This is a genomic window from Acidovorax sp. (assembly GCF_016783915.1).
GTDB lineage: Bacteria > Pseudomonadota > Gammaproteobacteria > Burkholderiales > Burkholderiaceae_C > Acidovorax.
This window is the reverse complement of sequence record NZ_JADHVT010000199.1, coordinates 1-6953: the sequence shown is the minus strand read 5'-3', so window position 1 is coordinate 6953 and position 6953 is coordinate 1. Positions and strand designations below refer to the sequence as shown.

Here is a 6953-nt window from a genome sequence, read left to right as displayed (position 1 = left end):
CGATATTAGAAGCTGTGACGGATACCGAAGTCGTAACCGTTGGAGTTGCTGTTCACACCAGTCACAGCGCCGTTCAGAGCTTGTGCAGCGCCGTTCTTGTTGGTCAGGTGAGCGTACGTTGCGTACAGAGCCGTGCGCTTGGACAGGTTGTGCACGTAGCCCAGAGCCAGCTTGTTCGTACGGGGATCAGCACCAACGGTGTCGATCTTGTAGGTCGAGTAAGCCAGACGAACTTCGCCAGCGCCCACGGGAACCAGACCACCGATCAGGAAGCCCTTGCCGTCGTTGCCGCCGCTGATCTTGTCTTGGTTGTAGTGAGCCATGATCTTGGCCACGCCCAGGTCGTATTGACCGCCCAGGTTCACAGCCTTGATGTTGCCCTTCAGGAACTTGGTTTCGGAGAAGGCGATAGCGGCGTTGATGGGGCCGTTAGCGTAACCAGCGCGCAGTGCCAGGCCGTTGCCGTCCTTCTTGTTGGCAGCGTTGCTGTTGTTCTCACCCATGTAGTACTGGGCTTGACCGTAGAAACCGCCCAAGTTGCCTGGCAGGAAGTAGCCGATGGAGTTCGAAGCGCGCACGGTGGTTGGGCCGCCCAGGCTGGACATCAGGGTTTGGCTCGCGCCAACACCGACATTGCCGAACGGATCGAACACGACCAGGTTCCAGTATTGGGGCGTGTAGTCACGGCCCAGACGCACTTCACCGAAGCCGCCGTTCAGGCTAACCGTCGAACGACGGTTGAAAGTCAGGCCGCCGCCAGTGCTGGTAGCTGCTTGGTTGTTGGTGTTGGTAACGCCGCCGGTGCCGTTGTCGTTGTTCAGACCAGCTTCGAGCCAGAACGAAGCGGACATGCCGCCACCCAGGTCTTCAACGCCGCGGAAACCCAGACGGCTGCTGTTATAGCCGGAGTTCGTCAGTTGCGACTTGTTAGAGACGCTGCCGGAACCGTAAGCGTAGGTTGCGTCAACCACGCCGAACAGGGTCACGGAAGATTGAGCCATTGCAGCGCCGGAAGCAGCCAGCACAGCCAGGGCAATCAGGGATTTTTTCATTGCGAGTTACTCCAAGGTTAAACATCGGGCTCCGGTACGGGGGGTCTATGGTGAAAACACCTGCACAGTCCCGCCGGTTTCCCGGGCCAACCTCCTGGTGGGGAAGTTGCTCTTATTGCACCAGACCCGGCCGGGTTTCGCAAAGGAATTCACCCACAATTGCCCCGAAAGGGGAAATTCGTTGCAGTGTTGCAACATTTCAGTGCGCACGGGCAAAATCACGATTGCTGCATGCAACTCCTGTGCCTTGCCTTGCGGTTTTTTGTATCCAAGTGCAATTTGTGTTTCGACGCCATTGCCATCCGAGAGCTTTCCATGGACGCTTTTTTGACTGCCGCAGACAACGCGCTGCGCACACTGTTTGCCCAACCCCGCGCTTCCGAACAGACACCGGCACACGGCGTGCCCGAGGCGTCGCTGGATCCTGCGCAGAAAAAGCTGGCGGGAGCCCTGATGCGCGTGAATCATGTGGGGGAAGTGTGCGCCCAGGCACTCTACAGTGCGCAGGCGGCCGTCACCCGTGACCCCGCCCTGCGGGACCACCTGCAGGCAGCGGCGCGCGAAGAGACCGACCATTTGGCATGGACACAACAGCGCCTGGACGCACTGGGCGCACGCCCCAGCCTGCTCAACCCTCTGTGGTTCGCAGGGGCTTTTGCGCTCGGGCTGGTGGCGGCCAAGGTCAGCGACCGGGCCAACCTGGGGTTTGTGGTGGAGACGGAAACCCAGGTGGCCGCGCATCTGCAAAGCCACCTCGACAGGCTTCCCGAGCAAGACCAGGCATCAAGGGCCGTGGTCGCCCGGATGAAGCAAGACGAGGAGCGGCACGCAGACCAGGCCCGCGCCGCCGGTGCACTGGAATTGCCCGCCCCGGTGCGCCTTGCCATGAAAGGCGCCGCGAAGGTCATGACCACCACGGCGCACTATCTCTGAACCCCAAGCTGGCTCACGCAGGCAGCGGGCGCACCAAAAAACATACGCGCCGCAACCCGCTCAGCGTGGCAGTCCAGACCACTACACGCCGCCCCCCTCAGGCCTCCAGCACTTCGAAGCCGGTGGTGATTTCGGCTGTCTTGCCCAGCATGATGCTGGCCGAGCAGTACTTGTCGTGGCTCATGGCAATCGCGCGCTCCACGGCGGCTGGGGGTATGCCCTTGCCCGTGACGGTGAAGTGCATGTGGATCTTGGTGAACACCTTGGGGTCGGTCTGGGCGCGTTCCGTCATCAACTTGACGCTACAGCCACGCACGTCGTGGCGGCCCCGCTTGAGGATCAGCACCACGTCATAGGCGGTGCACCCGCCCGTGCCCGCCAGCACGGTCTCCATGGGCCGGGGCGCGAGGTTCTGGCCTCCGTTGGCCGGGTTGGCGGCATCGGGGGCACCGTCCATGGTCAGGACATGGCCGCTGCCGGTTTCGGCCACAAAACCCATGCCAGAACGGGTTCCCGCCCCGCCGGTCCAACTGACTGTGCATTCCATTTGTGTTCCTCCTGTGTGACACGTGGTTTTTTCGCACGGAAAACCGAAACGAAAAGAATTTGATGCGAATTTTGCTGCATCGCAACAAGACTCGCGCTAAACTTCGCCCATGCGCTGCCGCTTTCGAACAGAAAGGAACCGGCAGGCGGCAAGCAGCCGGAATACGGCATTTGCCTCGCACCGATTGTCTCCTCCATCTCCTCAAAGGATGGATTAGCCCCAGGCCTCACGGCCCGGGGCTTTTTTTTGCCCGCTCGCACCGTCCCACGGCAGGCTGCCGTCCCGGATGCCTCGGCCTCTTACCAAGGCGACGCCCTATGATGTGGGCCCCCGCCCGCCGCCCTGCGCCGGTGGGGCTCTCCTCCTGCACCTGCCATGACCCAGCACCTCACCCCCGCCGACTACCTCAAGAAAATCCTGACTGCCCGCGTGTACGACGTGGCGGTGGAGTCGGCGCTGGAGCCCGCCAAGAACCTCAGCCGCCGCCTGCACAACAAAGTGCTCTTGAAGCGCGAAGACCAGCAGCCCGTGTTCAGCTTCAAGTTGCGGGGCGCCTACAACAAGATGGCGCACCTCACGCCCGAGCAGCTGCAGCGCGGCGTGATCTGCGCATCGGCCGGCAACCACGCCCAGGGCGTGGCCATGAGCGCCCACAGGCTGGGCACACGGGCCGTGATCGTGATGCCCACCACCACGCCGCAGCTCAAGATTGATGCCGTGAAGACCCTGGGCGGTGAGGTCGTGCTGTTTGGCGAGAGCTATTCCGACGCCTACGGCCATTCCGTCCAGCTGGAAAAGGAACAGGGCCTGACCTTCGTGCATCCGTTCGACGACCCGGACGTGATCGCCGGCCAGGGCACCATCGCCATGGAAATCCTGCGCCAGTTGCAAAGCCTGGGCAGCAACCAGCTCGATGCCGTGTTCGTGGCCATTGGCGGCGGCGGACTCATCTCGGGCGTGGCCAACTACATCAAGGCCGTGCGGCCTGAGATCAAGGTGATCGGCGTGCAGATGAACGACTCGGACGCCATGATCCAGTCGGTGCAGGCCCATGAGCGCGTGACGCTGGCCGATGTGGGCCTGTTCTCCGACGGCACCGCCGTGAAGCTGGTGGGCGAGGAAACCTTCCGCGTGGCGCAGGGCCTGGTGGATGACTACATCACCGTCGATACCGACGCCGTCTGCGCCGCCATCAAGGACATCTTTGTGGACACGCGCAGCATCGTCGAGCCCGCAGGAGCCTTGGCTGTGGCAGCCATCAAGCAATACGTGGCCACGCACAAGACCAAGGGCGAGACCTACGCCGCCATCCTGTGCGGCGCCAACATGAACTTTGACCGGCTGCGCTTCGTGGCCGAGCGGGCCGAGGTGGGCGAGGAGCGAGAAGCGCTGCTCGCTGTCACCATTCCGGAAGAGCGCGGCAGCTTCCGCCGCTTCTGCGAGGTGGTCGGCGGCCTGCCCGGCGGCCCGCGCAACGTGACCGAATTCAACTACCGCATCAGCGACGCCGCCCGCGCCCATGTGTTTGTCGGCCTGACCACCAACGGCAAGGGCGAATCGGAAAAGATCGCTAAGAACTTCAACCGCCACGGCTTCGAGGCACTGGACCTGACCCACGACGAGCTGGCCAAGGAACACCTGCGCCACCTGGTGGGCGGCCACTCGGCACTGGCACAGGACGAGCGCCTGATGCGCTTTACCTTCCCCGAGCGGCCGGGCGCGCTGCTCAAGTTCCTGAGCCTGATGCAGCCGACCTGGAACATCAGCCTCTTCCACTACCGCAACCAGGGCGCGGACTATGGCCGCATCCTGGTGGGCATGCAGGTGCCGCCCGAGGACAAGGCAGCCTTCGACGCCTTCCTGGCCACGCTGGGCTACCCCTGTGTGGAAGAAACGCTGAACCCGGCCTACCGGCTGTTCCTGCGCTCCAAATAATGCCGAAAATGGCTGCAAGCGCTGGTTGAACAAGCCGTGACAGCTATCAAAAAAGAAGTATCGAGCCACTGAAGCCCATCATGCAAGCCCTGCGCCACTACCTGCTGGCCGTGCAGTTCTTCACCCGCATTCCGGTCACCGGGCGGCTGGCGAACTGGGTGGGCTACAGCCCCGCCATGCTGCGGGCCAGCGCGGCGCACTTTCCGGGCATTGGCTGGCTGGCGGCGCTGCTGTCCACAGCCGTGTATGCCGCGCTGCACTGGGCACTGGCACCCAACCCGCTGGCCCCGGCTGTGGCGGCGGTGTTCTGCACCATCGCCACGGTGTTGATGACCGGTGGTTTTCATGAAGACGGTCTGGCCGACGTGGCCGACGGCCTGGGCGGCAGCTACGACCGCGAACGCGCGCTGGACATCATGAAGGACTCGCGCATCGGCGCCTTCGGGGCCATGGCGCTGGTGCTGGCGCTGCTGGCCAAGGTCAGCCTGCTGGCGCTGCTGGGGGCGCAAAGCCTGCCGGTGGCACTGGCGGCCCTGGTCGGCGCGCACGTGTTGTCGCGCTTTTGGCCCCTGCTCATCGTGCGCAGCCTGCCGCATGTGGGTGACACGGCGCGCTCCAAAAGTAAGCCGCTGGCCGACCAGATCTCCAGCCAGGCACTGGTTGCGGCGGTTTTGTGGTGTTTTCCGCCCATTGCGCTGGTCGGATATACCCAGACAGCTCTCTTTTTGGTAGCGCCCATCGTTTTCAGCGCGCTCAGCGCGGCCTGGATGGCGCGCTGGTTCGCCCGACGGCTGCAAGGCTTTACCGGCGACTGCCTGGGCGCCACGCAGCAGGTGAGCGAGATCGGGTTCTACCTGGGCGCGGCCATCGCACTGCGATGGCTATGACGCCCCCCCCTGCCGCCGCCAGCAGCCGCCTGTGGCTGGTGCGCCATGCAGCCCCGCTGGTTCCACCGGGCACCTGCTATGGCGCGTGGGACGTGCCGGCCGATGCGCAGGCCACCTGCGCTGCGGCAGAGCAACTGTCAACGGCACTGCCCCCCGGAACGCGCGTAGCGTATTCCACGCTACAAAGATGTGAGCTACTGGCGCATGAATTACAAGCGCTCAGACCCGATTTGACCTTCACCCCCGACGCTCGTCTGCGCGAGATGGACTTCGGCCGCTGGGAAGGCAAAACCTGGGACGCCATCGGCAAGAGCGACATCGATGCCTGGGTGGCCGGGTTCGCCACCCACGCACCCGGCGGGGGCGAAAGCCTGGCCCACATGCTGCACCGCGTGGCAGCAGCCCTGCAGACCGCCCAGGCGTGGCGCACCGAACAGGGCGCGGGGGATGTGGTGTGGATCACCCACGCCGGCGTGGCACGCTGCGTGGCCTGGTTACAGGAGCGGGGTGAGAGCGCCCTGCCCCGCTCAGACGACTGGCCGGTGGCGGCGCCGGGCTGGGGGGATTGGGAAATCAGGCAGTTGGCCTGAAGCTGTAGGCTGACAGGTGCTCAGTTCTTGAGCGGCATGTCCAGCGTCACCGTGGCGGGCCCACCCATGCTGGTCCCCAGTTGCGCCTGGCGGGGGCCCAGGGCCTGCAACACCAGGCCTTCGTCCACCGCAGCGCCCACGCGGAAGGGCTTGGCGGGCTTGCCGTCCACGGCAATCAGTGCCGCACCGCCGCCACTGCTGCGCCCCGACAGCACCCCGATCAGCGTGAACCGGCTCGCGGTGGGTGCCACCGGCGCTGCCACACCAGGGGCTGCAGGCGCCGCGCCCAGCAAACGCGCCAGGGCCTGCGCATCCATGGCCACGGGGCCCGGAGCCACGGCCGGGGCCGTGGACACTGCCGAGGGCGCCGACAGGCGCAGCCCCCAATAGACCACACTGGCACCGGCTGCTGCCCAGAGCACCAGAGTCCCCAGGCGGACGCCCCATTTGCTGTACGTATTGGTCACCATGCGGGGATTATGATTCACGCGATTCGACCATCCGAGAGACCGCCAGCAGTGAACACTTCTTTCTCCCTCCTCGTGCGCTCCGCCCCCCGCCGCGTTGCCAAGTCCGTGGCCCGTGGTTTCACCCTCATCGAGCTGATGGTGGTTCTGGTGATCATCGGCGTGCTGGCCGCGCTGATCGTGCCTAACGTGCTCGAACGTGCCGACGATGCCCGCGTGACGGCCGCCCGCACCGACATCACCAACATCATGCAGGCGCTCAAGCTCTACCGCCTGGACAACCAGCGCTACCCCACGGCCGAGCAGGGCCTGCAGTCGCTGGTCATCAAGCCCACTGCGGGCCCCGTGCCGGGCAACTGGAAGCTGTACCTGGAAAAGCTGCCCAACGACCCCTGGGGCCGCCCTTACCAATACCTCAACCCCGGCATCAAGGGCGAGATCGACGTGATGTCGTTCGGCGCCGATGGCCAGTCGGGCGGCGAAGGCAAGGACGCCGATATTGGCAGCTGGCAGTGACCGCTTTTTGCCAAGGTGCCCCAGCC

General features: G+C 64.6%; 8 protein-coding genes. 5 read left to right on the top strand and 3 right to left on the bottom strand.

Annotated features, from left to right (window positions below; genetic code table 11):
- Positions 1-5: 5 nt before the first annotated feature.
- Positions 6-1052 carry a porin gene (locus tag ISS20_RS22390; protein ID WP_291439686.1) on the bottom strand — a complete coding sequence of 349 codons (1047 nt, stop codon included), beginning with the start codon at positions 1050-1052 and terminating at the stop codon, positions 6-8.
- Positions 1053-1367: 315 nt separating this feature from the next.
- On the opposite strand from ISS20_RS22390, the gene coq7 reads away from it, so the two are divergent.
- Positions 1368-1985: a 2-polyprenyl-3-methyl-6-methoxy-1,4-benzoquinone monooxygenase gene (gene coq7 / locus ISS20_RS22385; protein ID WP_056646690.1), complete on the top strand. Its 618-nt coding sequence runs from the start codon at positions 1368-1370 to the stop codon at positions 1983-1985.
- 97 nt (positions 1986-2082) lie between these two features.
- Here coq7 and ISS20_RS22380 read toward each other — a convergent pair whose 3' ends face one another.
- Positions 2083-2532: an OsmC family protein gene (locus tag ISS20_RS22380; protein WP_291439682.1), complete on the bottom strand. Its 450-nt coding sequence runs from the start codon at positions 2530-2532 to the stop codon at positions 2083-2085.
- Positions 2533-2907: 375 nt separating this feature from the next.
- Between ISS20_RS22380 and ilvA the strand changes: the two genes are divergently transcribed.
- The 3 genes from ilvA (at position 2908) to ISS20_RS22365 (ending at position 5944) form a co-directional block, all read left to right on the top strand.
- A complete protein-coding gene (gene ilvA, locus ISS20_RS22375) occupies positions 2908-4467 on the top strand; it encodes a threonine ammonia-lyase, biosynthetic (protein ID WP_291439680.1) in 1560 nt (519 codons plus the stop codon).
- Between the two features lie 80 nt (positions 4468-4547).
- On the top strand, positions 4548-5354 hold the full coding sequence (gene cobS / locus ISS20_RS22370; RefSeq protein WP_291439678.1) for an adenosylcobinamide-GDP ribazoletransferase: 807 nt from the start codon (positions 4548-4550) through the stop codon (positions 5352-5354).
- A complete protein-coding gene (locus ISS20_RS22365) occupies positions 5351-5944 on the top strand; it encodes a histidine phosphatase family protein (protein ID WP_291439676.1) in 594 nt (197 codons plus the stop codon). The genes cobS and ISS20_RS22365 overlap by 4 nt, the downstream gene beginning before the upstream one ends.
- Positions 5945-5964: 20 nt before the next feature.
- On the opposite strand, the gene ISS20_RS22360 is transcribed toward ISS20_RS22365, so the two are convergent.
- The gene (locus ISS20_RS22360) at positions 5965-6414 is read right to left on the bottom strand and encodes a type II secretion system protein N (protein ID WP_291439674.1); all 450 of its coding nucleotides are present in this window, start codon (positions 6412-6414) and stop codon (positions 5965-5967) included.
- 72 nt (positions 6415-6486) lie between these two features.
- Here ISS20_RS22360 and gspG point away from each other — a divergent pair, with 72 nt between their 5' ends.
- On the top strand, positions 6487-6927 hold the full coding sequence (gene gspG / locus ISS20_RS22355; RefSeq protein WP_099731210.1) for a type II secretion system major pseudopilin GspG: 441 nt from the start codon (positions 6487-6489) through the stop codon (positions 6925-6927).
- The last annotated feature ends 26 nt before the right edge of the window (positions 6928-6953 follow it).